This is a genomic window from Neobacillus camarae (assembly GCF_054950115.1).
In genome coordinates this window covers 1,338,705-1,363,299 of the sequence record NZ_JBUCKX010000002.1, presented here as the reverse complement: position 1 = coordinate 1,363,299, position 24,595 = coordinate 1,338,705, and the positions used below count along the sequence as shown (strand labels likewise).

Sequence of the window (24,595 nt, the reverse complement as noted above, 5' to 3'; positions counted from 1 at the left end):
CTTTTTCATAATAAAATGAAAGAAACATATCTTGGGATTAAGGAGTGATTATGTGGAGGACATGCAGGCAGGTACAATCGTAACGGGAATCTACAAAACAGGAAAGTATATCGGGGAAATCACAGAAGTCCGGCTGCAACATTATTTAGTTAGAGTATTGGCAGTCGTCAAACATCCGATGCAAGGTGACTTGCATCATCCAAAAGAGGCTGATGTAGGCTTTTTCCATGAACGCAGGGCTCTTAGTTACAGGGAGCAGGCCAACATACCAAAACAAATGGTTAAACCGTTCGACGGAGACGTACCGGATTATAAACAATCGCTGCAAAATGCGGTTCTTAAGATGAAAGACGAACTGAGTGGTCAATTATCAGAGTGGTCAGAAAAAAGCTTGCAATCCATTAATTCGTTGGAAAAGGATTATTTCAAAGAATAATAATAAAAGGCCAAATCTTTTTAGAGGATTTGGCCTTTTATGCGAATTCATTTAATAGTTTTGAAAAATCAACCCGGTCTCCGATTGTGGTGGGTTTTGGCTTTTCCAGATATCGTTTATCCTTTTCCACCAGTTTAAAGATATTGTAGGTGGTCAAAGCGTCATCCAAGGCACGATGATGCCGGCCCGTTCCTTCTTTTCCATACTCTTGGACTGCTTTCCAAAGTCCTGTCTGATTTTGGTCTCCAAAGAACCGTTTGTACTCCATAGACAAATCCAATTCATGTGCCTTGAACGGAAAGGGGATTCCTGCAGCTAAACAATTTTGCCGTAACACCTTCATGTCCATATTTCCCCAAGTAACAATGGTGGTGTCCAGTTTACTTTTATTAAATTCCTCCAATTTACGGATAAATTCAAAGAAAGACAAGCCCGTGTCTACTTGCTCCTGCGAGATATGTAAGAATGTTTTACACCGTTCCGATAATTTGGAAAATTTAAGTGGCGTGACAAACGATGAGAACTGTTCCGTTATTTGATCATTAACCACGGCAACAATGCCAACCTCAATGATTTCAGCATAAAAATCCTTTCCCCGGGTATTTCGTTCCGGCATCGTAAACTCAAAATCAATAAATAGATACTGATTCTTTCCGGCCATCCATTTCACCACCTTTTCATTGATATTCACAATACATTATATAAAAAACCTGTACTAAAAAATTGTGCTTATATCTTACATTATAGCATGAATCCACAATAAATTTTTTAAATTTTGAATAAACAAAGGCAAAAAAAGGATAGAAAATATTTCTATCCCTTCCTAGTCCATTATTAATTTTTCTTTTTTATAATGGCCATCGTGCATCGGGAAACGCAAATCAGCCGGTCTTGTTCGTCTGTTATTTTGATATCCCAAACCATGGTTGTTTTCCCTTTATGCAAAATAGTCCCTACGGCCGTCACTGTTCCGTCTGATTTAGGCCGAACATGGTTCGCATTAATTTCAAGCCCTGCAACAACTTCCGTTTCTTGGTCGACTAATTCAAAGGCCCCGATACTGGCAACCGTCTCAGCCAATGCAACCGATGCTCCTCCATGCAGAATGCCAAATGGCTGCCGGGTCCGTTCATCTACCGGCATGGTGGCAATGACTTTTCCCTTTTCAACTTGAACTAATTCAATCCCGAGTGTGGCAATTAACGTATCTTGCACGTTTTTCCTTCCTCTCTTATGTATCGTTTATATTAATCTAAATATTCTATAATTTTATTGGATTACCTTTATTTTTTTTGCAAATGGCACTGCTAAATGAAAAGAGGCTGGAGATTTCCACTCCAATAAACTGATTTTCTATTTTCAGTCGGTTTAACAGAGTTTTGCAAATAACTATTGTCCAAGGAAAAAACAGCCCATGGATACGAGCTGTTTCCTTTTTTAATAAAACCCTGGGTAGCCAAATCCGGGAGAGCCAAACCCTTGATAGCCAAAACCTGGATAACCAAAACCTGGATAACCAAAACCCGGATAAAACGGGCGTGCTGAAGCTGCGCCTAATCCGCCTCCAATCAGTCCCCCTAAAAAACTGAGACCGCCAATTGCCAACGGCAACCCCCATCCCCAACCGAGAAACCTTTGGTCACCAACCGGATAGGAGCTTCGATAATATGGGTACATTGAGGCCTTACCTCCTTTTGTATTAGGTTCTATTTTACCTATATTACTTCATATGCAGTAAGGCAAGGTTTGGCGTGGGCTGACAGCCTAGTACCTGTACTTAGAAAAGCGTAAGCGCCCTGGTCAGCGCTCGACAGACCCGGAGCTCTCCAACTGAGATAAGTGAAAACTTGCCGACTGGGACTGGCAAGCCGTTGCTGACAGAGGCATAGTTGAACTCATGCGTTCAGAATTTAGGCAATAAATTCCGATTAGCTAAAGGAAGAAACACGGAGAGCCAAGCAACTACCTGAAATAGTCATCCTTGGCTTTACGACGAGCTGAACAGCCGCTTCTCCGAATATGCTTTGGCGCATGAGCACATGAGCAGGAGGAGCATTCGTGATTGACCTATCGTAAGGAGGAGAGCGAAGGCGCCTCGTCGCAAGGGAGCTGGAGCTAGGTAATTCCCAAAAGATTAATGCTTTTTTCTTTTGAAAAAGGGCTGACCCTTTCGCAGGCCAGCCCTTGTATTATTTATTTTTTCACAGGCTCAAAACTCTCGACAAACAATGCCAGTGTCCGGGTCATAACTCCCGTCGCCCCGGCAGGACCCAAATCATACGGTTTTGAGGAAGTCGCGGTCCCCGCAATGTCCAAATGGACCCATGGGGTTTCCTCCGCAAATTCACCAATAAAGGCACCGGCCACAATGGCGTGCCCTTCCCTGCCTGGAGAGTTGTTCAAATCCGCTACCGGGCTGTTTCGGACCCGTTCCTTTTCCGACTCAAATAACGGCAGTTGCCACATTTGCTCCCCCGCTTCCATGGAAGCCTCTAAAACCTGTTCATATAGCGGTTCATTGTTGGTCATGGCTCCTGTTGTGTGGAGGCCAAGGGCGGTAATGACTCCTCCTGTTAGTGTGGCCACATCCACTAAATAGTTGGCACCGTGATGCTTAGCATAGGTGATGGCATCAGCTAGAACAAGGCGGCCTTCGGCATCCGTATTCAAAACTTCGATGGTTTTGCCGCTCATCGATGTAATCACATCATCTGGCTTAAAAGCATTGCCGCTAATCATATTATCAGTGGAAGGAATAACAGCAACAACATTCTGTTCAGGTCTTATTTCCCCGATAATCTCCATTGCCCCAAGGACCGCAGCCGCACCGCCCATGTCAGTTTTCATACCGACAATTCCGGCTTTTGTTTTGATGGAATATCCACCTGTATCAAAGGTAATCCCCTTGCCGACTAAACCAATCACGTCAGTCCATTCCTGTTTCCCTTGATATTTCAAAACAATCATTTTTGGAGGCTCGACTGATCCCTGGTTGACCGCCAAAAAAGCTCCCATGCCGAGCTTTTCAATTTCCGTTTTATCCAGTATTTCTACTTCAAATTGGTACTTGGCTGCCAAGTCGGCCGCATAATTGGCTAAATCCGTTGCGGTTAGAAGATTACCTGGGGTATTAACCAAGCTTCTTGCCGAATTGGTCCCTCCTCCAAACGCATATCCAACCGTTACCGCAGCACGCAGCTCCTCTTCCTCTGTGGACTCGCCGTAAAAAGTTAAAGTCTCAATCCTTCGTTCCGGTTCATTTGACTTTTGTTTATATCCTTCATATTGGTAAGTGGACAGTGCAAACGCTTCTCCGGCTGCATGGGCTGCATCTGAACCGTCCAATCTCTCTGCCAAAAAGGAATCCAAATAAATAGCTGCCTCGTTCAGTTTGCTCCCATTTACTTCTTTAAAAACTTTACCAAAGGCGTTTTTTAATTGATCAAAGGTTAACTCTTTTTCTTTGCCTAATCCGATAAACCAAATTCGTTTAGCCCCGAATTTCCCTAAACTATGTACCTTGCTGACCCGCTTTAGCTTGGCTGAAATATCTCCTGCTTTCACCAGTTCGGTCAGCTGACCATCAAAAGATTCGTCCAATATCGCGAGTGGCCCTGAAAACTTTTCCGGTTTATCAAACAATCCGATAATCAATCCTTCGTGTTTATCCGCTGCTGACAATTCTTTTTTAAATTCAAACATCATCTTTCACCTCCGCAAACTTCCAATATATTATATCGGAAAAGTAATTTTATTTCGACTATCTAATCATCTTCCAGATACAAAAACAGCCTGGCCAGTTGGGGCAGTTGATTTACATGTTCAAACGGGACACGGTCAATTTCCTTTGGAAAGATGTCTAATGCCCGTTCAATGAAGGGATATACCTTTTCCAAGTCGAGTCCCCAAAACTTGGGCAGGTAGGTTTGTAAATACTCATGGGCCGTCCGCATCATCGCTCTCGCCCCTTTAACATTGCCATACTCATAATGGTAGATTGCCACACTCATTTGCAGCAGGCCCTTTAAAAACAAATTGTCTTTTTCCGTCATCCACATTTCTTCGAGCAAGTCATGGCATGTGTAATAATCTCCTTCGTTAAAACAGACAAAAAACTCATAATATTCCATCGGGTAGTCCGCCATGATATCCTTCCCCTTTATTTTCGATTATATTTTTATTTTAAGGAAGGAAGGAGAGATATGCTATAAAAAATAAACAGGCCCCTCGGCCTGCTATCGATTTTCGGAATGGATATATTGCTGTCTAAAAACCTGTAAGGATTTATCCTCATTCAAGGCTTGCAGCTCTTTTTCGGTTATTTTCCCCGTGCCTTTCTGGACAACATACACATCAACCGTTCTTTTGCCCCACTGCTGATAAACATCCTCTACCGTTTCGTAATAGAGGTCTAGGCGATTGCCTTTGATGGCTCCCCCTTTGTCGGCTACCACTCCATAACCATAGCCGGGAATAAATAGGATTGTCCCGATTGGGAAAACCGATAAATCAGCAGCGATCGTCGAAAACAAATCCCGCTTCACCTTAACCCCCGAGTATGTTATTCCATATTCCGGGTGACCTTGCTGTTTTCCTGTTGATTCCACTCCGGCCGTATATCCGGTAGCTGTGACAGTTTGTTTTGGATATTTGGACCAATCAAAAGCATCCTCCAAAGATGACGATGGGGCGGCAACTGCCATGCTAATAGAGAATCTATCCGACAACCGCGAAATCAATGTATGGGCATCCACACCCGAAATCGATTGGAACGTAACGAAGGATGCCATTAAGAATAAACAAGTCATGGAAAAACGTTTTATCCAATTTTTCATTATATTCATTAAAAATTTCACTCCTCCCAAAATATTCATTCCCAAGAAAACCGGAAATATTCAGGGAGGATGCTAGAAATCTTAAAAAAATAAGGCTCTGTTAAAGGATATAGTTGATATTTATATACTCTGTTGATTAAAGCGGATAAGCTCGACTCCTGCGGGAGTACGGGGCATTGGAGACCCCGCAGGCGCTTATAGCGCTGAGGAGCTCCCCGGCACGCCCGCGGTTCGCTGAGCCAAAAATAAAAAAGACCAATCCCACCGGGACGGTCTAAAACATCTGATAGCCGTTTTTTCGTAATTGTTTTATTGTAAACCCTGCCGCAATGGCACCTGCCAGTCCGCTCAATAGGATGAGAATATCCGCCGTAGCAAGCGAACTAATCCGCTGTCCTAACTCATAAAAAGAAGTTTCACTATTTGTAAAGTACTCAATAAACCGTACTTTGTCCACAATAAAGATCGCCACAATCGGATAAATGACTGCCATAATCCACGACATGCGAAGAAGCATATTCAGTATAAAAGCGATTCCAAAAAATAACACAAAAAATAGCACAATCGATATAATCAGGACAACAATGTTCATTTGTTGCATGGAAATTCCCCCTTTGCATCAACTTTTAGTGTACTGAATGTCAAAAAGGGAGTCAATAAAAACAGATTAGTATTTGCAAACTATCGACATAAAAACCGGTACTTAAGAAATGCAGCAAAAAAAAAATAACTCTTCAAATCATGCCGAAGAGGTTTTGTCAATGTTTTTAGTTATTCCTTTTTCTTCCCCGTACCCTCACAGGAGGAACAAGTTTCCGATCCCCCCAGCAGTAATTGGAAATATCCAACGCCAGAGCAATAATCACACGGTTTTGTATCCACACTCTTCACTGCCATCCCAGCTTCCTCCTTCGTATTAACTTAATTTTCAGATAATATATCATGAATAATCAAAAAAGAAAAGAGTGAAGTTTTTACAAACCAGCAAGAAAAGCAGTTATTTCGCAGTTTCCTCGTAATTTCAGGTGTCGCATTTTTTTATAGAAAAAAGAGCAGGTTCCCCTGCCCTTTTTTACGATAGGAAAGTGTAAAAAACTTCCTATCAGTCATAAGTTCACTAAAGCTTCAAGCATCAGCATCACAATCGAAAAGCTGTGCTTTTCGACGAACTTCGCCTCTGTCTTCGCCCTTAAGGCTCGCGAATCAGCGAGTTTTCTTTAAAATACTTTGAATTTCCCTTTTTTCAGTAAAAGACCAACGCCGCCAATCATGAACAATGAACGGTTGTCGATGACTTTTTTCATAAAGGAAGCCGGTGCACCTGTAAGTTTCTTGCCGAATACGACACCAATCGCATCGTCTTCACCAAGGGAGCAAACCGTACCCTTATTATCAAACTCAAACGATTCGAGGTCCTGTTTATTACGAACCAATCTGGCTATATTGCGCGCCACATTCTCACCTTGCTGCATAGAAATTTGCGCAGTTGGAGGAAATGGACGGTTAATCTCCTCGTTGATGACAAGTGAACTATCACCTATCACAAACACATCTTCATGACCTGGTACCCGAAGTTCCGGAGTAACCTTCACCCGGCCTCTCATGGCTTCAAATCCTGATTTTTCAATAATGGCATTACCGCGGACACCCGCTGCCCAAACGACAGTACCGGCTTTAATTTCGTAAGGCTCTGCGTCTCCTTTTGCCACAAAGATTCCTTCTGGAGTACACTCTTTAATGGCTGTTCCGATTAAAAACTCTACACCTTTGCGCTCTAACTGGGACATTGCATATTTCACTAGTTCCGGATCAAAACCAGGAAGTACAGTCGGTGCAGCCTCTACACAAAGAATTTTTACTTTATGAGGGTCTATGTCGTACTCACGGCACAACTTAGGAATTCTGTTAGTTAGCTCGCCAAGAAATTCAATTCCTGTGAAACCGGCTCCGCCCACTATAATAGTTAAACGTGTATCGTCTTTCTCAGCTTCCATATTATAGGTAGCAAATTGATATTCTATATGTTCACGCAACTGCCGGGATGAATTTACGTTAACAATGCCAAAAGCATATTCTTTTAGACCTTTAATGCCAAATGTTTCAGGCTCTCCGCCTAAGGCAATGACAAGATAGTCATATTCCACTTCCTGATTTTCTAAGATGACTTTTTTCTCATCTTTTTTGATCTCCACTACCGTGTCTTGAACAAAATCCACTTTACTGCGGTCAATGACATCGCGGATATCATACCGAACCTTGTCATGATGAAGCGTACCAGCTGAAGCTTCATGCAACCAAGTGGTTTCATAATGGTAGTCATTTTTATTGACTAATACAAGATCGGCTTCATTTACACCGATTTGCTTTTGCAATCGTACAGTAGTCATAAGCCCGCCGTATCCTGCACCGAGAATTACAATCTTTGGCTTTCTCAAAGTGATCACTTCCACCTTTTTAAGTATAATTTGACTCCTTAATAATTTGCACACTTCTTTGGTGAGTATTAATTTACTGAAAAATAAAAAGTATGTGATAAAATTCACGAATGAATCTATAGAAAGGAGTACTTCTGACCATTGGTTAGAAATAAAATACATTTGTTCAAATTAATGTACCTATTTTGTCACACAATGTTAACAATATATCCACATTACATCTTATGCCAGTTGCCAAGAAAATTCAAGTCATTTATATCATAAAAAACTCCCAATTATTGCATATTACTTTTCATCTGACTTAAAAGCGAATCAAGCGTGGAGGGTCAAGGAAAAATGTGAGGAAATAATGAATTTGTGATATGATAGTGTGTGGAGTTGTTACTACTAGTTAGGGGGATATCGGAGTGCAAGAAGATCAGAAGGTTTTTGACATAACGATCATCGGTGGAGGTCCAGTTGGCCTTTTTACTGCCTTTTATGGAGGTATGAGACAAGCATCCGTGAAAATAATTGAAAGCCTGCCACAATTAGGCGGCCAATTATCAGCACTATACCCAGAGAAATACATTTATGATGTAGCCGGGTTTCCCAAAATTCGAGCACAAGAATTAGTTAATAACTTAAAAGAACAAATGGCTAAATTCGAGCCAACTGTTGTTTTGGAGCAATCCGTAGATAAACTTGAAAAGCAAGAAGATGGCACGTTTAAGCTAACAACCGATAAAGAAGAGCATTATTCCAAAACAGTGATTATCACTGCCGGAAATGGTGCATTTCAGCCCCGCCGACTGGAGCTTGAAGATACCGCACAATATGAAAAGAAAAACCTTTACTACTTCATTGAAGACCTAAACCAATTTGCCGGACAAAAAGTCGTGGTATTTGGCGGCGGCGACTCAGCTGTTGACTGGGCGCTAATGCTTGAGCCGATTGCTGAAAAAGTCACCATCGTGCACAGGCGCGACAAGTTTCGGGCACATGAACACAGTGTAGAAAATTTATTCAACTCGAAAGTAGACGTAAAAACACCATTTGTCCCTGCACAATTAATCGGGGATGAAAAAGGGATTCAACAAGTTGTACTGAAGAGTGCAAACGGCGACGCAACAGAAACCCTTGATGTTGATGCGGTTATTTGTAATTACGGCTTTGTTTCTTCGTTAGGCCCGATCAAGGAATGGGGTTTCACGATTGAAAAGAATGCCATTGTGGTTAACTCCAAAATGGAGACCAATATACCGGGAATTTACGCTGCTGGTGATATTTGCACCTACGAGGGTAAAGTAAAATTAATTGCCTGCGGCTTTGGAGAAGCCCCGACTGCGGTTAACAACGCCAAGGCCTTTATGGATCCAAAAGCAAGAATCCAACCCCTGCATAGTTCTTCCATGTTTGATAAATAAATAATAAAGGCGCCTTTGGGGCGCCTTTTTGGTCGTATCAGCAAGTATATCCAGTCTTTGAGAATTGTCTAGCTCCAGGGCGCTTGCGCTTTTCTTATATACAGTTAGCATTCTTCCGGAGTTCCGGACACTGCTGCTGTTCTAAATGACGAACCGCAGCCGCAGGAAGCGATGGCGTTTGGATTATCAATCGTGAAGCCGCCGCCCATCATGGATTGTTTAAAATCAATCTTGGTGCCTTTTAAGATAGGGGCACTTTCACGGTCAACTAGAACCTTTATGCCAAACTGTTCAGTTTGGATGTCGTCTTCCTTGACCTCGTGGTCGAAGCCCATGCCATAGGATAAGCCGCTGCAGCCGCCGCCTTTTACCCCGACACGCAAAAAGGCACCCTCTTCTTCATTATGCTTCATCATGTCTTTTATTTGCAGTGAAGCTGCTTCAGTTAAAACGATAACATCGTTACTCATAATGGTATTCCCTCCTTTTCCATGAGGTTTTATATATAGTATATACACATACTGTAAACTCCTCAACTGTTTAAGCTTCAATATATACTATGAAGTTTCCATAGAACTGGAATCGGGCTTGTTCCTATTTAATAAGCACTGGTGGTTTCGAGATGTTGGTAAATATGTTCAACCAGCTCATCCGGTGTATTCCCCGTTACAACCTTGCCATCGACAAGGGCATACAGTGTACGTGCGCATTTACCACAGTAACTCAAACAGCCATATTCAATCACGTCCAAATTAGGATCTTTTTTTAGTTTTTCAAACGCCTGTTGGGCACCATTTGCTAGATTGCTGACGCAAAATTCGACGATGATCTGGATCATTTATTTCACCTCTCCGCTAATTATTTAGCGTACTCCAAATCTTAGTTCCACGTCAACAGGGGAAAGCATGAAAACCTTGTCAAGGCTCACACGTTATATTTGTTGTGATTTTGTAACACTTTCGTTATACTCGTAGTTGGTGTTAAATGGACTGAAAATTTATGATTATTAGGTAAATCAAACAATTTTTATTTTTTTCGCGTTTAGGGGACGAGAAAGCAAATAAAAGGGGATATAAAAATGAAAAACCTTGTTGTACTAGGAGGCGGTTACGGGGGGATGAAGATTCTCAACGAGCTGTTACCTAACCAGCTTCCAGAGGATGTATCGATTACACTTGTCGACCGGGTACCTTATCACTGTTTAAAAACCGAATACTATGCGTTGGCCGCCGGAACGGTTTCAGACAAAGAAATCCGTGTTAGTTTCCCGGAGCATCCACGACTTACCGTTAAGTATGGAGAAGTAACCCGAATTGAACCGGTTGAAAAAATCGTATACCTTAAAGACAACGAAGTGCTCTTCTATGATGATTTGGTCATCGCACTTGGCTGTGAGGACAAATACCATGGTGTACCAGGTGCTGAAGAGTTTACCTATAGCATCCAATCGATTGGTCAATCCCGCCGCACCTATGCAGCCTTAAACAATCTGGGCCCCGGCTCTGTGGTGGGAATTGTTGGTGCTGGTCTTAGCGGTGTTGAACTGGCCAGCGAACTGAGTGAAAGCCGGGAGGACCTTCAAATCAAATTATTTGATCGGGGCAAACATATTCTCTCTGCTTTTCCCACTAGACTTAGCACTTACGTAGAAAATTGGTTCCTCAAGCATAACGTTGTGATCATCAATAACTCGAACATTACTAAAGTAGAAGAAAATACGCTTTATAATCATGACAAGCCAATCTATTGCGATGTAATCGTTTGGACTGCAGGCATTCAGGCCAGCAAAGTAGTCCGGCAATTCGATGCCCAAAAGGATGCCATGGGGCGGCTCGTGGTGACGCCCCTGCACCACCTGCCCGAAGATGAACACATTTTTGTGGTGGGGGATTGCGCCAGTCTTCCCCATGCCCCAAGCGCACAACTTGCCGAAGGACAGGCATTGCAGATTGTAGACGTGTTAAGAAAAAGATGGAATGATGAAGAGCCTCCTGTGGAATTTCCACCGATTAAGCTGAAAGGCGTCCTTGGCTCTCTTGGTAAAAAACAAGGATTTGGGTTAATGGCAGAGCGGCCGATCACAGGGCGTGTAGCCCGGCTGCTAAAATCCGGGGTATTATGGATGTATAAGTTTCATAATGGGTGAAGCAAAGAGGCTGGCTCCATTGAGTCAGCCTCTAATTATTCACTCCGGCTTAAATCCAAGTTTCTCCAGTTCCGCAAATATGGTTTTTAACCGGGGATTTCCTTCACCGACTACCCTTTCCCCGATAACGACAACCGGATAAAACATCTCCTCATCAATGACCTGTTTGGCAAAAGTGATTTTCCCGCAGTCCCCTGCAGGTTGATAGATGTCCACGTAAGTCATTTTGACAGCCTGGCCGGGAAATTTTCTGGCAATGGCAGCCTCTAGCCATTCAAATGTTTCCTTTGAGGACGGCAGGTTCACACAGCTGGGGCATAGCTGCTCAGCACCATAAAGGACAATTTCCACCTTTTCGTTTTCCATTCAACCATTCCCTATCATTTTTCTTTCATTTTATCAATACGGCCAAACATATACCAAACTGTGTGCTCTTTTACCTCCTCCATTCTCCCTTTAGTACCGAAAAAAAATTAAGCCGGTTCTTGCACAATCCCCCATTTCTAGGAATGGATTTTTAATGTAAATACCATTATAATATAATTAGGAAAGGAGTCGATTAGTTTGGAAGATAAAGAGATGTTTGAACAAGTTCAAGATGTACTAGATAAATTACGCCCATTTCTTCTTCGCGACGGCGGGGATTGCGAATTAGTTGATGTGGAGGAGGGCATTGTAAAACTACGCTTACTCGGCGCATGCGGTTCTTGCCCAAGCTCGACCATTACACTAAAAGCCGGTATTGAAAGAGCCCTTTTAGAAGAAGTTCCCGGAGTTATGGAAGTAGAACAGGTATTTTAATTAGACAAAGTTTCAAGCGATTGCTGTTTTTAGCAATCGCTTTTTTGTTAACTGGCATTCACATTCATTGATAGAGCCACTCTAACTGTGGAAGGTTCATTCTCCTGACGGGGGCGCCCGCCAATTGGTAAAACTGTGCAAGAAACCTTTCATATTCGGAAGACTGTTTAAGGATTTTTCCCAACCGTTCCTCTAACAGCTTTTTCTCCTGCTCGGATTCAGTAATATAGTAGCCCTCCACACACTCAAAGAAATGGAGCGGAAAAATCAAACGTGAGAATAGCAAACGCCACGAAAATGAAGACAATGGGGCCACGCCTTGATACTGTTCAAAAAAATTTCTAACATCTATATCATACGTTTGTATGTTCCGCAGATACCTCTCCCTTGTCCACTCTGCCAAATCCCGGCTGCGGTGATCAAATACCCATTCAAATGGAAACTTTATCGACCAAGAACCGGAAGACGGCTCCCAGGTCTTTTGGGTGAACCGCTCATGGCAGACTGTCCCATTGTCAGTTTCCAGGGGATCATCATCCAGTTCGGTATCCACTAAATATTGAATGGCATTTTCCGTTAACCCCATATAGTAAGGGAAAGATTCGATAAACAGTCTTTCAAACTCATCTTCTGGAGATTGGAACAACAGTCCATTCCACACGCCTTCCATTTGTTCAAGACGCTTTTCCCAAAAGCGTTTCCACTGCCCGATACGGCTGGTCCGCTGAATTTGAAACGGCATCCTCCTGCCCCGCTCATGGAATTTAGCCAGCTTTCTTCCTAATCTTGGCCGCCTCTGAAAATCTGTCGTTTGTTGGCTGGCAAGTACACAAAATTGTTTATGTTCCCATTCGGTCACCCGGTTTCCATTTTTGTCTGCCAAGAAAATAGGGACGCCCTTATCTCCCAACTGATTCAAATGCTCTGTTATCTGGACTAATTCATCTATATCAGTTGCCTCTCGGCTGCCCGGATTAGCAATTAGATAAATCCAGCCATTTCCTTTTAGGGCAGGACAACGGTTTATCTCTAGCTGCCCCTGCTCAACCTGTATGCCATATTGCTGCTCGAGCATATTTTGAAACATTCCTCCACCTCCCTAGGATTGGCATCTACATCAAGTATATGTTTTATAACTGGGAAACTTGTTTTTCCGGTGGGATGTTTAACAAAAAACTAAAAAATGCTGAAAATTGTTTTTCTCCAATTGCAAGTGGTAAAATTGCATATATTATGGAAATGCAGTATATATATAGTGAAAATTGAAGAAATAGGTGATTAAACATGGCAGAAAGAAATATGGACATTGTGGAAGAAACCGCCAGAAAATGGCTCAATGCAAGAGGAGTCACAATACAGGACATCGCGGACTTAGTTTTTTACCTGCAGGAAAAATACCATGAAAACTTGCAAATGGAAGATTGCATCCAGAACGTCGAGCGGGTCCTGTCCAAGCGCGAAGTTCAAAATGCCATTATTACTGGCATCCAGCTGGATGTTCTTGGAGAAAAAAAGATGCTGGAAGAACCATTGCAAACCATCATCGCCACGGATGAAAGCCTCTATGGAGTGGATGAAATCCTGGCTTTTTCAATCGTAAACGTATACGGATCCATAGGTTTTACCAACTATGGCTTTATTGATAAACAAAAGCCTGGCATTTTAGCCCGTTTAAATGACAAATCAACTGGCGAGTGCCATACATTTTTAGATGATATCGTGGGCGCCATCGCGGCTGCGGCCTCCAGCAGGCTGGCGCACAGAGCAGCAGGAGTAAATAAGGATGATTAAATAGAAAAGGATGGGAATTCCCCATCCTTTTCTTATGGTTCCCATTGGTCGAGTGAATCAACTGAGTACGTAGGCTGCTCGGCGTAACCAGTCAGCATTTCTTTGGTGGTCACGCCTGTATGGACAATCAGAGTATCCATTCCGGCCTTGATCCCGGCCGTAATGTCGGTATCATAGTTGTCGCCAACCATCAAAGTTTCCTCTTTTGCCGAACCTAACACCTTTAATGCCTGCTCCATAATAATGGCTTCAGGCTTTCCAATAAACACAGGCTTTATTTGAGTGGAAACGGTGACCACGGATGTCAATGCGCCATTACCTGGTAGCAGTCCCCTTTCAGTCGGAATAGCAATATCGCCATTGGTCGAGATGAACCCTGCCCCATTGCGGACAGCCAAACAGGCTGTTGCCAATTTTTCATAGGTGATATCCCGATCAATCCCGATTACCACATAATCAGCTGTTTCTCCTGCCATTTGAAAACCTTTTTCCTTTATGGCCGTATGGAGGCCTTCCTCACCAATGACATAAACCGTGCCTTCCGGGTTTTCTTGATAAATGTAATTGGCGGTAGCTTGGCTGGTGGTGAACACCAATTTCTCCTCGGCAGGTATATCAAAACCGCGAAGTTTTTCAGCCACCTGTGCAGGCGTCCGGGACGAATTATTGGTCACAAATAGGTAGGGAATTCCCTTATTTTTTAGTTTTTTAACAAAATCAGAAGCAGCCTCTATCCTTTCTGTGCCCCGATACATCGTTCCGTCCAAATCAATTAAATAACCTTTGTAGCTTTTCATTTGTAAGCCTCCTGTTATGTATATATTGCCCGTTGATGTCTTGTCCAAAAGGATCTGTTAAAAAGCTGTTGATTCCGCTCCAGTCGCTCAGCAAACCCGCGGGCGTGCCGGGAGAGCCTCCTGGAAGCACCTGCGTGAGGGTCTCCCCTGCCCCGTACTCCCGCTGGAGGCGAGCTTATCTGCTCCAATCAACAGAATTTTTAAATATCGGCCATATTGTTTAACAGGGTCATCCAAAAAGAAAAGACCGTCCTGAAACGGTCCAATTAATTTTTGAAGGCTGATACAGGTCCCAGCTCGTTTAGCAAATAGTCACGGACATTTCTTGGGAAAATCTTTAAAGCCTTCAGATGCTGTGTGAATTGTTCTTTCAGCTCCGCATGGTCAATATCGGTATAAAGTTGGACCAGCTTTTTACGGAACGGGATAAGGACTTTCAAACTGCTGCCTGTCCCAGCTGAAATAACCTTTTCATCCATTAATATGTCAATAATGTCATCATAACTCCCCGGATCGCGCATAATAAACCCATCAATCATAGCGTTTCCTACGTCCAGCACGGATTCCAGCATCATTTGCGTGAGTCGTTCCAAGGCAGCTTGACTTAAAGCATCGGGCCAATTTTGCTGCTCTTCAAACAGGTTGATTTGTGCTTCTAAATAATTTAATCTCGTTTCAATTTGATCGCGGTCAACAAAATACATGTACGCCACTTCCTTTAGGTATTTACCAGGTTGCAATATCCGGCCTTAAAATGGTCGGGGGAGCATAGAAATTGCCTTGGGCTAAATCTACTTGATTTCTTGTTAGGACATAGGCTTCCGCTTCATTTTCAATCCCTTCCGCCACCACAATTGACCCTGCCTCTCTGGCCACTAGCATCAATCCTTTCAACATTGATTCCTTGACAGAATTTTTATCAATATTCTGAATTAATGACCGGTCAATTTTTATGACATCTGGCATGATTTCAGTGATGGTATTCAAGTTGGAATAACCCGAGCCTGTGTCATCAATGGCAATTCTAAATCCCATCAACCGCAGCCTTTTTATATTATAAATGAAATTCTTCAATCCTTCGATAGAATCGTTTTCCGTCACTTCTATTGTTATTTGTTTTGGTGAAATTGTGGTATATTTCTGCATTAATTTTTGTAAATCCCTTGTGAAAAGAATGTTTGCAAGGGTAAGGGGAGTACAGTTAACAAAAATTTCATGGCGGCATCTGGTTGTTTTTATTTGTTCAAATGCTTTTTCAATGACAAGCAATTCCAAATCATATAACGTACCGGTTTGTTTCGCAACGGAAAAGAGCGGTAGCGGGTCTTCTAAAGATGTGCCCTTTGGACCTCGTGTTAGCATCTCCCAAGCACGAATTTCATTGGTTGCGACATCAATGATCGGCTGCGCCATCAACCTGATATTTTTTTGGGAAATAATTTGTTTAATGGTATGTATCATGTTGTTGTATTTGGATGACAATTTTTTCTCCGCGATGGCGATGGCCTGCATATGGGCTTTCAACACAGAATCCTGAATCGATCCATATCTTTTATCCACAAACATATAACCACTTTCAAATTGAAACCGAACCGATGGAAATAACTTTACTAAATACCCTTCCACCTCTTGAATCAATTTATCCTTAACCCTTTCTATTTCGAAAACCAGGTGCTGTTCGGAATCAACCCGAATAAACAGAGTTAGTCCGTCCCCGTAAAAATCATGAAGGGTAATAATCTGCTGCTGGTTAATTTCCTTTAGCACAGCGGACCGAAACGACTCTTTTAATGAATTCATCAACATAAAATATTCGGATTGACCTTGCAGTTTAGCCAATTCGTTATAATATTGGACATTGAATACAATCACCGCTACATCAACGCCTGCTTCAAAAGCGGCTTTCACCCCTTCTACCACCGGATCGCGCAGGACAAATTGCGGGGGATAAATGCGCAATGAGGATAATGGCATAAAAATTTTACCCCAACTCAGGATATTTTTCACCTTTTGAAAATACTTCCGAACCATTTAATCATCCCTTACGCTGATTTGGTTAGGTATATTGTAGCATATTTTGACAATATTCGAATTTTTTTACTTAGAAATTCTTTGAAAAGCATATTGGGAAAATTCCATACTCCCCACATTAAGCTTAATTTGATACTATATAAGTTAGGGAATAATTGAAAATAAAAGGAGAATGTAATCGGTGAAAGAGCGTTTTTTTTTATATGATGATAAAGAGAATACCAAGACCAGATTTGTCAGCTTTGTTGGTGAAAACCAGCGCTATGATTTAGCCATTGTCCAATCGGATCGACATTACGGGAAATACCTTGTATTAAATATGCAGGGGAATCGATTTGCGATTATTGGTCCGGATGATTTGGAAGAGGAAGGTTATCTGGAATACGCTTTTCAAATAAGTGAGGAAGAAGCAGAGGAACTAAGATCCTTCTTACAAGAAATTGTTTAGGATGCTATAAGGTAAGTCATAATAATCGAAAAGGAGTGAGGTCATGCTTAATCAGGATGAAAATCTCTATTCCGATTTTTCCAATGTAGAGAAACAAAGAAATTACTTAACCGCAGAAGAATTTCCGGATGGCCCGTTTGGCTCTCCGATTAACAAGGATAAGCGAGTCGAGCTGAAAAGTACTTCATGGAAACAGGGGCAGCGCCGCTACAGCAGTTTCAATTATGAAAACAAGGCCTTGCATGAGGGCCTGCCACGGCAAATGCCAGGTGCGCACCCACCACATGATGACCCGAAAACAGATGAACAAGGCCAATATAGTGAGTAAAAATAAACGAAGGGTCCTATTCTGGATCCTTCGTTACTTTTTGGACTTTTTCAAGACAAAGTACGCACAGCCAAAATTGCAGTATTCATATAGATACTCACTCAGTGTGCTAATTTTTGTATCGAAAGTTGCCTTTTGATTTTGGTCCTCAAAGAAGCCTTTTAATCGAAGTTGGCCATAGCCCCAATCACCCACAATATAATCATATCTGGATAATATATCACTATACCTTGCTTTAATCGCCTCTTCATTAAATCCGTCCCTGTATTCTTGTACCAGTTCATACCCCGTGTTATTCAAAACAATCATGGTTTCACCTCATTTTGCGGGCACATCTTATTTCCATTATAACCGATTCACCATCAATTACTAAGTAAAAAATCACGCCGATTGGCCAATCTAAAAAAAGGAGGTCGATTGAATTGAAAAAATTATTCGTGATCCTCGGATTATGTGCCATAACAGCCGTGTCGGGCTGTTCAAAAGACAGCACAAACCGGGATGTTTATGAAGAAAGCGGTAATACGATAAATGTCAATAATAAACGGCACGAACTCTATAATGAGGGAGCCAGAAAGAATCTTCGGGATGTAAGCAAAGATTATGGTTTTGTCCGGCATCAGAAAAGTCCAGTTATGAACGATAATGAGGTGGATGATCATTATGCCGCGCTTGACCGCGAACAGTTGGCCAATATCATCAGCAAGTACAGCACCAGTATGCCGAACGTCAATGATGTAGCAACACTCGTGACGGACCAAGAAGTATTGGTTGTTTATGATTCCAACACGAAGGACCGTAATTATACGGCAGACCAAGTCAAAAGAACCGCAATGTCGGCTGTTCCCCGATATTATCATGTGTATGTTTCCGATAATAAAACGTTAATGCGGGACGTGGAGAATTTGGCCCATTTGGATTCAGGCAGTGCACAAGCAAGAAATCAAGTAACTTCTTTGATTAAGCGGATGCTAAAAAGCCCGCAAGGAAACCCGGTTGACAGCAATGAAGATGCAAATGGACGTACAGCCGATGATAACAATATGAAAAATAACTTGAAGTAACGAAAAAAGAGTTCAGACCATTGCCTGAACTCTTTTTTCTATGCCTGTTCCTGTTGGGCATTTTGTTCCCCAAGCAGCTGCCGATGCTTGGCAGCGGCATTGACTTGCTCATCCGCATGATAAGATGAACGGACCAGTGGACCAGCTTCACAATGGTTAAATCCCTTGCTCAGAGCAATCTCCCTGAGCTCATTAAATTCATCAGGGCTATAATACTTGACAACTTTCAGATGGCTTTTTGTCGGCTGCAGATACTGGCCAATTGTCATGATGTCGACATGGTTTGCCCTTAAATCGTCCATGACCTCTAAGATTTCCTCTTTCGTTTCACCAAGACCCACCATGAGGCTGGACTTAGTCGGGATGCTTGGCTGCATCTCTTTTGCTCTGCGCAGGAGTTCCAGTGATCGGTCATATTTGGCGCGGGCCCTGACTCTTGGTGTTAACCTCCGGACCGTTTCAATATTGTGATTAAGAATATCCGGTTTGGCATCCATTAAAGTCCGTAAATTTTCTTCCTTTCCGCCCATATCGGAAGGCAGGACCTCAATTGAGGTAAATGGATTTTTCCGGCGGATAGCCCGGACCGTTTCCGCAAAAACAGCGGAGCCCCCATCTTTTAAATCATCGCGGGCCACTGCGGTGACGACCACATGTTTTAAGTTCATAATCTGAACGGAATCTGCCACACGTTCCGGCTCCTTCCAATCCAATTCGGTTGGCAGCCCGGTTTTAACAGCACAGAAACGGCATGCACGAGTGCAGACATCTCCCAAGATCATGAAAGTAGCCGTTCTTCTTACGCCCCAGCATTCATGGATATTAGGACAGCGTGCCTCTTCACATACCGTGTGCAGGTTTTTTTCCCGCATTAGTTTTTTTAGACCTGTATAAGATTCGTTTGTATTAAGCTTTATTTTTAACCAGTCCGGTTTTCTAAGTATTTCCTCGTTCTTGCTCATTTGATTCCCTCCTTGCTTTACTTCTGTCTATATGTATAACAAATGAGTGTCTCTTGTCACTTTAACATATTGCAAATAGGATTCACAAGCAAATAAGGCCGCATAACCGATGTCTATACTTGATTTAAAGCGATTTAACCGGTCAATTGGGTAAATATTTATAGTTTACCAATTATTAGCGATAATGAATTAAGTTAGAATTCATAAACTAAGTTCGTACAATAAATGGGAAGGGAGAATTTCCGTGCGGACTGTTATATTTATTGCAGCTTTTCTGCTTCTAATCCCGCAATGGTGTGTCACGAAAGCGTTGGCCGCCCCATCTGAAGCGGACCCCTATCAGGAAAGAATGAAGCTTTACCAAAAAGTGGAGACGGTCACGCAAATTCCATGGTACTACTTGGCTGCAGTTGACCAATACGAAAGAAGCATCCGCCAAGTCCGCCGGGATTTGCCAAAACCTGAAAATCCGATTGCCATTTACTTTCCACCAGAAAAATGGGCAGGTTTGACGAATCCAAATCCCAATGATGAAAATCCAGCCATTATTCAGTTTTTTAACGGATTTGGGGTAGATGGGGACGGGGATGGCAGAGCCAGCCTAAAAAGCGATGAAGATACCTTATATGCATTTGCAAACTACCTTCTCACCTATGGGGTGGACGAAGATAATTTAAAAATTGGTTTATGGAATTATTATCATCGAGATAAAACCGTTGGGATCATAGTCGGGAAAGCAAAAGTATACCGGCATTTTGGCCGTATTGATTTGGATAAAAATGTGTTTCCTGTTCCATTGCGCAGCAATCACAGCTATCGAAGCACATGGGGGGATGCCCGCGGCTGGGGTGGCCGGAGGATCCATGAAGGCACAGATATCTTTGCCGGATATGGGGTACCGGTTAGAGCCACATGTTATGGGATCATTGAAATGAAGGGGTGGAACAAATTCGGGGGCTGGAGAATCGGCATCCGTGATATCAATAACACCTATCATTATTTTGCCCATCTAAGTGGTTTTGCCAAGGGGCTCCATGTGGGGCAAATTGTCGAGCCAGGCATGGTGATTGGCGGGGTTGGAAGCACCGGTTACGGCCCGCCGGGAACCTCAGGCAAATTCCCGCCTCACTTGCATTATGGAATGTATAAGGACAATGGATTAACAGAGTGGTCATTTGACCCATACCCGCATTTGGCCAAATGGAAACGTTTAGAAAGAATGAGCCTGCGAAAATAAGAAAAGCGCAAGCGCTCTGGTCAGCACCGCATTGGCCTCCTCGAAAAAGCTAACGCTTTTCCTTCGTGCGAAGCTTATGCTCCGAAGCTTTCCTTTGTGGAGGGCTCCTACTGAGATAAGGTGAAACGTCAATCAGCGAACGTTTTTCTCGCTGATTGTTAGTTGAACCAATCGGGTTCTTACGGGCAGTTGAGAATCTACTGCCCGTTGAACGGGATAAAGGAAACACGAAGAGCGGAGCGCATTCGTGCTTGACTTATCGTAGGGCGGAGACCGACCGAAGGACACTAGGTGCTAGGGCGCTGAAGCTGGACAATTCTCAAAGTCAAACATTATATACTTTCTTATCTAAATAAATGAGGGTCCTTCTAACAAAAACGCTGCCTGAGTACTTTCAACAGCGTTTTTGCGGCCAAGAATGGTACTAAACATGCTTAATTTCCGGATTTCTTTGTGTCCGTCTGCTTATCAGGAATTTGAATGGATGGAGTGGTACCACCACCACCATTGTAAAATTGCGGCACTTCTCCCTCTAAAAGGGCGTTGCCAACGGGAATACTTTGTTTGAGCTTGGTAATTTTTGTGGCAAACGGGGTAATGATTTGCACGGAAACCTGTATATCCACTGAAACTTTAATCCAAGTGTTATTAATGCCAATGCTCTCCGATTCAATATGCACATCCGGCTCCACCTCACCTATGGCGGTAAATTTTACCGGAATTTTAGGACCGAGGTTCCCCAATAAGGTAATATTGGTGGCCTGCCCTAACGGGACATACCAGACAATCCCGTCTTCTTCTCCTGTATCTTCCGTTTCAATTTCCACGTCTGTAAACTGCTCGAGTGAAGCGATATTTCCCTGTCTGGCCGATTTTAAGTTTTTCTGAATTTGTGCGGTGGTTTCTGCCAATACCCTGTTGATTAAGTCCGTATTTAATTGCGCATTTTGTCCTGTTCCATTTTGTCCCGGGGTTATTTTAATCACTTCATTATTTTCCCCAATGTTAGTAGTTCGCTTTGTGATGGCCCTATTGATGACCAATGAAGCAATGTTTCTAGTTTCTGTTTCCGCATATCTCATGAGAGTGGGTTCAATGCCTTTGTTGACTAACCACACCCCAATCACGCTTGTAAGAAGGAAGCAAATAAATGATATCAGTAAAACATACCGAAAAGGCAGCGGGCCCCGCGGCCGGCGATATTTACGAAATTTAGCCAAAAAAAATCACCCCTTCAAGCTATATGTATGCTTGGAAGAAGTGAACTAGCCCTGAAAATAACAAAATCATCATAGGATTATGTAAAAGCCTGCAATTTAAACAGGCTTTCATATCATTTTCAGCAAGGCATCCCTGCCCATCATTCCTTGATAAATTCCCAGTTTCTCAGCTTCTATTGTAACTGACTCGAGCGGGGCATCTAATAATTGTTCGATTGTCCTGACGCCTACAGCCCGTCCAGCTATGATTCCCCTGTCCTTCAATTTATCATTAAGCAGCGCGACGTCCAAAGCACCGCACATGATATATCCCTTATCGCTTGTCACGGCAAGCAAAGTCGTTTTTGGGAGTAAAACCGTGACAGCCAAAAAGGTATGGCCGCCAATTTCCACTGGTGAAAGATTAATCACTGTTCCACACTCCTTTCCTCCATACAATTTATGTTAAGAGTCAAGAAAGCGTGTAATGCAGGTACCTAGAGCTGTTGCAGCTTCCATTTTAGGATATCCCTCAGGAACTCGGGCAGGAAATAATGCTTCTGTTTAGAAGCTAGTACATCCTTAAAAAAATGTCCAAATGTAAACATATCCGGCAAGGCCAATGAATAGGTCATAGACGGGTCCAATTCCTTACCGGCCACTTTAATGGTTAGACCACTGAATTCGAGACCATCATAGACGAATTTCCCGATGACATCCCCTCTAAAACCAAGCCCCTTAATTTGCCTTTGATGCAGGCTCTGTTCCTTTGATTCTTCCAATATAGCCTGGAGTTCAAGTCCCGTCAGTTCCACTTTGCATGGGTTGATGGGGTGCGGACATATGGCCAGCAAATCAAAGTCTGTGACAGATCCTGTTAACGGGCCTAACAAAAGCCCGGCATTCAACATGGCACAGTCAGTTTGGCACCAGTCTTTAAGCGCCCCGCACAGAAGCTTTGATAGTTCCGTTTCTTTAAACGGATCGGCGGTCAAAGGCTGCTGTAAAATCGTAATGGTTTGGTTCAGCATCCCTTTACCTGCTTCAAAATACCCGTTGACCCGCTCTGTTTCATCCTGTACTGGCGGCAGATCCTCAACACCGTGGACTACAGCTTGTTTTTGGATGACTTCTTTAGCATCGCTTAGCGTTAACGTCATTTCACCGACATAGTAGCCGAATTTCCCCGCAGCCCCCATAAGCATGTTCCCGATTGCCTTCCCCTTGTCAAAAACATGGTGCGTGTGTGCCCCAAGCAAGACATCAATTTCCGGGAATTCATCGGCAATTCGTTCGTCATCCCGAATGCCAAGATGAGATAATAAAATGATCACATCCGCCTCTTTCTTCAGGGGTTTCAACCACTTTTTAAGTTCTGAAAACGGGTCGGTCACTTTCCAGCCGAGCAATTGATAAAGCTGTGGAAACGGTGCAGTCAGTCCAAGGACACCGATACGTGTTCCCCGCTTTGATTGATAAACGGTAAAGGGCTTAATCCAGTTAGGGTATTCCCCATTTTCATGGTAAAGATTAGCCGTAACAACCGCAAATCTTGCGTCATCATAAAGATGGTCCAAATCATGGTGAGGCAGGTTGACACCTTCATTGTTTCCAATGGTAACCGCATCATATTGGCAATCATTCAAAAGTGGAATACTCCCCTTTCCCATGGTCGCCTCCGTATAGGGGTGCCATCGGTCAATAAAATCGCCAATATCGAATGTAAACACATCCTCCCCATTCTGCTCATGCCGGTGTTTATTTTTTTTTAAGTACTGTTCGATTCGCGGCCAATTTTCTAAATGGCTGTGAAGATCATTAGTATGATAGATATGAATCGTTTCCATTCTCAACTTACCCCATTATTCCTTGATAAATTAACCGGATCCCGACAATGATAAGGATGGTTCTGATGAGCAAAACAATGGTTTTGCTTTTTAGCCGGGTATTCAACCAAACTCCCACCTTGGCCCCTATCCAAGCTCCTGGCACTAAGGCCAATGCATAAAGCCAGTTTACATTTCCTAATGCAATATGCGTAATTGAGCTTAGGATTGAGGTTGGAAGAATCATAAACATCGATGTGGCTGTTGCCACATGGGGCGGGAAAAAGAACAATAATATCATGGCCGGCACCATTAATGAACCGCCGCCTATTCCAAATATTCCTGATAAAAACCCCACCACCAGTGAAATGACAATGCCAAGAACCGGATTGAAACCATATTCAAAGGTCTTGCCGCTGTTATCAGTGAACGTCCGGTTAATCCCCCTGTCCTTTTGGTAAGGAAGCGGACGTAATTTATTTTTTATCACCAAAATAAAAGATACAAACAGGATAAATACTCCAAAGTAAATACTAAATGAGTGCAAGCCCAGTTTTTCTGTCACCCAGGCACCGAGAATACTTCCCGGGCCACTGCCGATTAGGAAGATTAAGCCGCTTTTATAGTCGACTGTCTTATGTTTCATGTAAGCCAATGTCGATGACAGGCCCGTAAAAATCATTGTGAACAGGGATGTCCACACGACAATCTGCGGTGTAAGATGACTGAATGTTGATGTAAGGGTGGATAAATAGAGCAGGGCCGGAACAACAATAATTCCTCCTCCCATGCCAATTAGTGACCCAATCGAGCTGCCCGCTATTCCTATTACCACTAATAAAATCCATTCCAT

At 42.9% G+C, this 24,595-nt stretch carries 31 protein-coding genes; 9 read left to right on the top strand and 22 right to left on the bottom strand.

Annotated elements, in window-relative coordinates:
- Positions 1 to 52 precede the first annotated feature (52 nt).
- A complete protein-coding gene (gene kapB, locus ACY8D0_RS14120) occupies positions 53 to 436 on the top strand; it encodes a kinase-associated lipoprotein KapB (protein WP_462411132.1) in 384 nt (127 codons plus the stop codon).
- A 37-nt stretch (positions 437 to 473) separates the two neighbouring features.
- On the opposite strand, the gene kapD is transcribed toward kapB, so the two are convergent.
- The 9 genes from kapD to ACY8D0_RS14075 all read right to left on the bottom strand — a co-directional run bounded on the left by kapD (position 474) and on the right by ACY8D0_RS14075 (position 7,715).
- Positions 474 to 1,097 (bottom strand): 3'-5' exonuclease KapD, encoded by a 624-nt coding sequence (gene kapD / locus ACY8D0_RS14115; protein WP_462411131.1) that lies wholly within the window; start codon positions 1,095 to 1,097, stop codon positions 474 to 476.
- 173 nt (positions 1,098 to 1,270) lie between these two features.
- The gene (locus ACY8D0_RS14110; protein WP_462411130.1) at positions 1,271 to 1,651 is read right to left on the bottom strand and encodes a PaaI family thioesterase; all 381 of its coding nucleotides are present in this window, start codon (positions 1,649 to 1,651) and stop codon (positions 1,271 to 1,273) included.
- Between the two features lie 222 nt (positions 1,652 to 1,873).
- Entirely contained in the window at positions 1,874 to 2,113 is a 240-nt protein-coding gene (locus ACY8D0_RS14105) for a hypothetical protein (RefSeq protein ID WP_462411129.1), read from the bottom strand.
- A gap of 516 nt (positions 2,114 to 2,629) precedes the next feature.
- Entirely contained in the window at positions 2,630 to 4,138 is a 1,509-nt protein-coding gene (locus tag ACY8D0_RS14100) for a leucyl aminopeptidase (RefSeq protein ID WP_462411369.1), read from the bottom strand.
- Between the two features lie 62 nt (positions 4,139 to 4,200).
- Positions 4,201 to 4,581, bottom strand: coding sequence for a DUF309 domain-containing protein (locus tag ACY8D0_RS14095; protein WP_462411128.1), 381 nt, complete (start codon positions 4,579 to 4,581; stop codon positions 4,201 to 4,203).
- A 90-nt stretch (positions 4,582 to 4,671) separates the two neighbouring features.
- A complete protein-coding gene (locus ACY8D0_RS14090; RefSeq protein ID WP_462411127.1) occupies positions 4,672 to 5,280 on the bottom strand; it encodes a 3D domain-containing protein in 609 nt (202 codons plus the stop codon).
- A 265-nt stretch (positions 5,281 to 5,545) separates the two neighbouring features.
- Positions 5,546 to 5,872 (bottom strand): YuiB family protein, encoded by a 327-nt coding sequence (locus ACY8D0_RS14085; RefSeq protein WP_462411126.1) that lies wholly within the window; start codon positions 5,870 to 5,872, stop codon positions 5,546 to 5,548.
- A 170-nt stretch (positions 5,873 to 6,042) separates the two neighbouring features.
- On the bottom strand, positions 6,043 to 6,168 hold the full coding sequence (locus tag ACY8D0_RS14080; protein ID WP_462411125.1) for a YuiA family protein: 126 nt from the start codon (positions 6,166 to 6,168) through the stop codon (positions 6,043 to 6,045).
- A gap of 320 nt (positions 6,169 to 6,488) precedes the next feature.
- Positions 6,489 to 7,715, bottom strand: coding sequence for an NAD(P)/FAD-dependent oxidoreductase (locus ACY8D0_RS14075; protein ID WP_462411124.1), 1,227 nt, complete (start codon positions 7,713 to 7,715; stop codon positions 6,489 to 6,491).
- Positions 7,716 to 8,113: 398 nt separating this feature from the next.
- On the opposite strand from ACY8D0_RS14075, the gene ACY8D0_RS14070 reads away from it, so the two are divergent.
- Complete coding sequence (locus ACY8D0_RS14070) at positions 8,114 to 9,112, top strand: NAD(P)/FAD-dependent oxidoreductase (RefSeq protein ID WP_462411123.1); 999 nt, start codon at positions 8,114 to 8,116, stop codon at positions 9,110 to 9,112.
- A gap of 104 nt (positions 9,113 to 9,216) precedes the next feature.
- Here the strand turns inward: ACY8D0_RS14070 and ACY8D0_RS14065 are convergent, their stop codons facing one another.
- Together ACY8D0_RS14065 and ACY8D0_RS14060 are read right to left on the bottom strand one after the other, a co-directional pair.
- Positions 9,217 to 9,582 carry a HesB/IscA family protein gene (locus ACY8D0_RS14065; protein WP_462411122.1) on the bottom strand — a complete coding sequence of 122 codons (366 nt, stop codon included), beginning with the start codon at positions 9,580 to 9,582 and terminating at the stop codon, positions 9,217 to 9,219.
- Positions 9,583 to 9,710: 128 nt separating this feature from the next.
- Positions 9,711 to 9,950, bottom strand: a complete 240-nt coding sequence (locus tag ACY8D0_RS14060; RefSeq protein ID WP_462411121.1) for a YuzB family protein — start codon at positions 9,948 to 9,950, stop codon at positions 9,711 to 9,713.
- Positions 9,951 to 10,190: 240 nt separating this feature from the next.
- Between ACY8D0_RS14060 and ACY8D0_RS14055 the strand changes: the two genes are divergently transcribed.
- Positions 10,191 to 11,258, top strand: coding sequence for an NAD(P)/FAD-dependent oxidoreductase (locus ACY8D0_RS14055; RefSeq protein ID WP_462411120.1), 1,068 nt, complete (start codon positions 10,191 to 10,193; stop codon positions 11,256 to 11,258).
- A gap of 39 nt (positions 11,259 to 11,297) precedes the next feature.
- Here ACY8D0_RS14055 and ACY8D0_RS14050 read toward each other — a convergent pair whose 3' ends face one another.
- A complete protein-coding gene (locus ACY8D0_RS14050; RefSeq protein WP_462411119.1) occupies positions 11,298 to 11,624 on the bottom strand; it encodes a YuzD family protein in 327 nt (108 codons plus the stop codon).
- 213 nt (positions 11,625 to 11,837) lie between these two features.
- Between ACY8D0_RS14050 and ACY8D0_RS14045 the strand changes: the two genes are divergently transcribed.
- Positions 11,838 to 12,059 (top strand): NifU family protein, encoded by a 222-nt coding sequence (locus ACY8D0_RS14045; RefSeq protein ID WP_406603197.1) that lies wholly within the window; start codon positions 11,838 to 11,840, stop codon positions 12,057 to 12,059.
- A 64-nt stretch (positions 12,060 to 12,123) separates the two neighbouring features.
- Here ACY8D0_RS14045 and yutH read toward each other — a convergent pair whose 3' ends face one another.
- A complete protein-coding gene (gene yutH, locus ACY8D0_RS14040) occupies positions 12,124 to 13,146 on the bottom strand; it encodes a spore coat putative kinase YutH (RefSeq protein WP_462411118.1) in 1,023 nt (340 codons plus the stop codon).
- A 197-nt stretch (positions 13,147 to 13,343) separates the two neighbouring features.
- Between yutH and ACY8D0_RS14035 the strand changes: the two genes are divergently transcribed.
- Positions 13,344 to 13,850, top strand: a complete 507-nt coding sequence (locus ACY8D0_RS14035) for a phosphatidylglycerophosphatase A family protein (protein WP_462411117.1) — start codon at positions 13,344 to 13,346, stop codon at positions 13,848 to 13,850.
- Positions 13,851 to 13,882: 32 nt separating this feature from the next.
- On the opposite strand, the gene ACY8D0_RS14030 is transcribed toward ACY8D0_RS14035, so the two are convergent.
- The 3 genes from ACY8D0_RS14030 to ACY8D0_RS14020 form a co-directional block, all read right to left on the bottom strand.
- On the bottom strand, positions 13,883 to 14,647 hold the full coding sequence (locus tag ACY8D0_RS14030; RefSeq protein WP_462411116.1) for a TIGR01457 family HAD-type hydrolase: 765 nt from the start codon (positions 14,645 to 14,647) through the stop codon (positions 13,883 to 13,885).
- Between the two features lie 266 nt (positions 14,648 to 14,913).
- Entirely contained in the window at positions 14,914 to 15,351 is a 438-nt protein-coding gene (locus ACY8D0_RS14025) for a DUF86 domain-containing protein (protein WP_462411115.1), read from the bottom strand.
- A gap of 22 nt (positions 15,352 to 15,373) precedes the next feature.
- Positions 15,374 to 16,678: an EAL domain-containing protein gene (locus ACY8D0_RS14020; RefSeq protein ID WP_462411114.1), complete on the bottom strand. Its 1,305-nt coding sequence runs from the start codon at positions 16,676 to 16,678 to the stop codon at positions 15,374 to 15,376.
- Between the two features lie 181 nt (positions 16,679 to 16,859).
- Between ACY8D0_RS14020 and ACY8D0_RS14015 the strand changes: the two genes are divergently transcribed.
- Positions 16,860 to 17,126 (top strand): DUF3055 domain-containing protein, encoded by a 267-nt coding sequence (locus ACY8D0_RS14015; RefSeq protein ID WP_462411113.1) that lies wholly within the window; start codon positions 16,860 to 16,862, stop codon positions 17,124 to 17,126.
- Between the two features lie 43 nt (positions 17,127 to 17,169).
- Positions 17,170 to 17,454, top strand: coding sequence for a cytosolic protein (locus ACY8D0_RS14010; RefSeq protein WP_462411112.1), 285 nt, complete (start codon positions 17,170 to 17,172; stop codon positions 17,452 to 17,454).
- A 33-nt stretch (positions 17,455 to 17,487) separates the two neighbouring features.
- Here ACY8D0_RS14010 and ACY8D0_RS14005 read toward each other — a convergent pair whose 3' ends face one another.
- Positions 17,488 to 17,763 carry a YutD family protein gene (locus ACY8D0_RS14005; RefSeq protein WP_462411111.1) on the bottom strand — a complete coding sequence of 92 codons (276 nt, stop codon included), beginning with the start codon at positions 17,761 to 17,763 and terminating at the stop codon, positions 17,488 to 17,490.
- Between the two features lie 113 nt (positions 17,764 to 17,876).
- Between ACY8D0_RS14005 and ACY8D0_RS14000 the strand changes: the two genes are divergently transcribed.
- Positions 17,877 to 18,518, top strand: coding sequence for a YhcN/YlaJ family sporulation lipoprotein (locus ACY8D0_RS14000; protein WP_462411110.1), 642 nt, complete (start codon positions 17,877 to 17,879; stop codon positions 18,516 to 18,518).
- Between the two features lie 38 nt (positions 18,519 to 18,556).
- Here the strand turns inward: ACY8D0_RS14000 and lipA are convergent, their stop codons facing one another.
- Positions 18,557 to 19,480 (bottom strand): lipoyl synthase, encoded by a 924-nt coding sequence (lipA, locus tag ACY8D0_RS13995; RefSeq protein WP_462411109.1) that lies wholly within the window; start codon positions 19,478 to 19,480, stop codon positions 18,557 to 18,559.
- Positions 19,481 to 19,724: 244 nt separating this feature from the next.
- Between lipA and ACY8D0_RS13990 the strand changes: the two genes are divergently transcribed.
- A complete protein-coding gene (locus ACY8D0_RS13990; protein ID WP_462411108.1) occupies positions 19,725 to 20,717 on the top strand; it encodes a M23 family metallopeptidase in 993 nt (330 codons plus the stop codon).
- A gap of 434 nt (positions 20,718 to 21,151) precedes the next feature.
- Here ACY8D0_RS13990 and yunB read toward each other — a convergent pair whose 3' ends face one another.
- The 4 genes from yunB to ACY8D0_RS13970 form a co-directional block, all read right to left on the bottom strand.
- A complete protein-coding gene (yunB, locus tag ACY8D0_RS13985; protein ID WP_462411107.1) occupies positions 21,152 to 21,937 on the bottom strand; it encodes a sporulation protein YunB in 786 nt (261 codons plus the stop codon).
- Between the two features lie 108 nt (positions 21,938 to 22,045).
- A complete protein-coding gene (locus ACY8D0_RS13980) occupies positions 22,046 to 22,348 on the bottom strand; it encodes a YunC family protein (RefSeq protein WP_462411106.1) in 303 nt (100 codons plus the stop codon).
- Positions 22,349 to 22,413: 65 nt separating this feature from the next.
- Entirely contained in the window at positions 22,414 to 23,763 is a 1,350-nt protein-coding gene (locus ACY8D0_RS13975; protein ID WP_462411105.1) for a bifunctional metallophosphatase/5'-nucleotidase, read from the bottom strand.
- A 7-nt stretch (positions 23,764 to 23,770) separates the two neighbouring features.
- Positions 23,771 to 24,595 (bottom strand): sulfite exporter TauE/SafE family protein, encoded by an 825-nt coding sequence (locus tag ACY8D0_RS13970; protein WP_462411104.1) that lies wholly within the window; start codon positions 24,593 to 24,595, stop codon positions 23,771 to 23,773.

Excerpts from the sequence above, each read along its gene's own strand:
- ACY8D0_RS14090 (WP_462411127.1), bottom strand. The coding sequence starts at position 5,280 with ATGAATATAATGAAAAATTGGATAAAACGTTTTTCCATGACTTGTTTA.
- ACY8D0_RS14060 (WP_462411121.1), bottom strand. The coding sequence starts at position 9,950 with ATGATCCAGATCATCGTCGAATTTTGCGTCAGCAATCTAGCAAATGGT.
- ACY8D0_RS14050 (WP_462411119.1), bottom strand. The coding sequence starts at position 11,624 with ATGGAAAACGAAAAGGTGGAAATTGTCCTTTATGGTGCTGAGCAGCTA.
- ACY8D0_RS14095 (WP_462411128.1), bottom strand. The coding sequence starts at position 4,581 with ATGGCGGACTACCCGATGGAATATTATGAGTTTTTTGTCTGTTTTAAC.
- kapD (WP_462411131.1), bottom strand. The coding sequence starts at position 1,097 with ATGGCCGGAAAGAATCAGTATCTATTTATTGATTTTGAGTTTACGATG.
- ACY8D0_RS14045 (WP_406603197.1), top strand. The coding sequence starts at position 11,838 with ATGTTTGAACAAGTTCAAGATGTACTAGATAAATTACGCCCATTTCTT.
- ACY8D0_RS13975 (WP_462411105.1), bottom strand. The coding sequence starts at position 23,763 with ATGGAAACGATTCATATCTATCATACTAATGATCTTCACAGCCATTTA.
- ACY8D0_RS14025 (WP_462411115.1), bottom strand. The coding sequence starts at position 15,351 with ATGTATTTTGTTGACCGCGATCAAATTGAAACGAGATTAAATTATTTA.
- ACY8D0_RS14065 (WP_462411122.1), bottom strand. The coding sequence starts at position 9,582 with ATGAGTAACGATGTTATCGTTTTAACTGAAGCAGCTTCACTGCAAATA.
- ACY8D0_RS13970 (WP_462411104.1), bottom strand. The coding sequence starts at position 24,595 with ATGGAATGGATTTTATTAGTGGTAATAGGAATAGCGGGCAGCTCGATT.
- yutH (WP_462411118.1), bottom strand. The coding sequence starts at position 13,146 with ATGTTTCAAAATATGCTCGAGCAGCAATATGGCATACAGGTTGAGCAG.
- ACY8D0_RS14005 (WP_462411111.1), bottom strand. The coding sequence starts at position 17,763 with ATGATTGTTTTGAATAACACGGGGTATGAACTGGTACAAGAATACAGG.
- ACY8D0_RS14010 (WP_462411112.1), top strand. The coding sequence starts at position 17,170 with ATGCTTAATCAGGATGAAAATCTCTATTCCGATTTTTCCAATGTAGAG.
- ACY8D0_RS14055 (WP_462411120.1), top strand. The coding sequence starts at position 10,191 with ATGAAAAACCTTGTTGTACTAGGAGGCGGTTACGGGGGGATGAAGATT.
- ACY8D0_RS14020 (WP_462411114.1), bottom strand. The coding sequence starts at position 16,678 with ATGGTTCGGAAGTATTTTCAAAAGGTGAAAAATATCCTGAGTTGGGGT.
- lipA (WP_462411109.1), bottom strand. The coding sequence starts at position 19,480 with ATGAGCAAGAACGAGGAAATACTTAGAAAACCGGACTGGTTAAAAATA.
- ACY8D0_RS14030 (WP_462411116.1), bottom strand. The coding sequence starts at position 14,647 with ATGAAAAGCTACAAAGGTTATTTAATTGATTTGGACGGAACGATGTAT.
- ACY8D0_RS14035 (WP_462411117.1), top strand. The coding sequence starts at position 13,344 with ATGGCAGAAAGAAATATGGACATTGTGGAAGAAACCGCCAGAAAATGG.
- ACY8D0_RS14080 (WP_462411125.1), bottom strand. The coding sequence starts at position 6,168 with ATGGCAGTGAAGAGTGTGGATACAAAACCGTGTGATTATTGCTCTGGC.
- ACY8D0_RS14085 (WP_462411126.1), bottom strand. The coding sequence starts at position 5,872 with ATGCAACAAATGAACATTGTTGTCCTGATTATATCGATTGTGCTATTT.
- ACY8D0_RS14100 (WP_462411369.1), bottom strand. The coding sequence starts at position 4,138 with ATGTTTGAATTTAAAAAAGAATTGTCAGCAGCGGATAAACACGAAGGA.
- ACY8D0_RS14105 (WP_462411129.1), bottom strand. The coding sequence starts at position 2,113 with ATGTACCCATATTATCGAAGCTCCTATCCGGTTGGTGACCAAAGGTTT.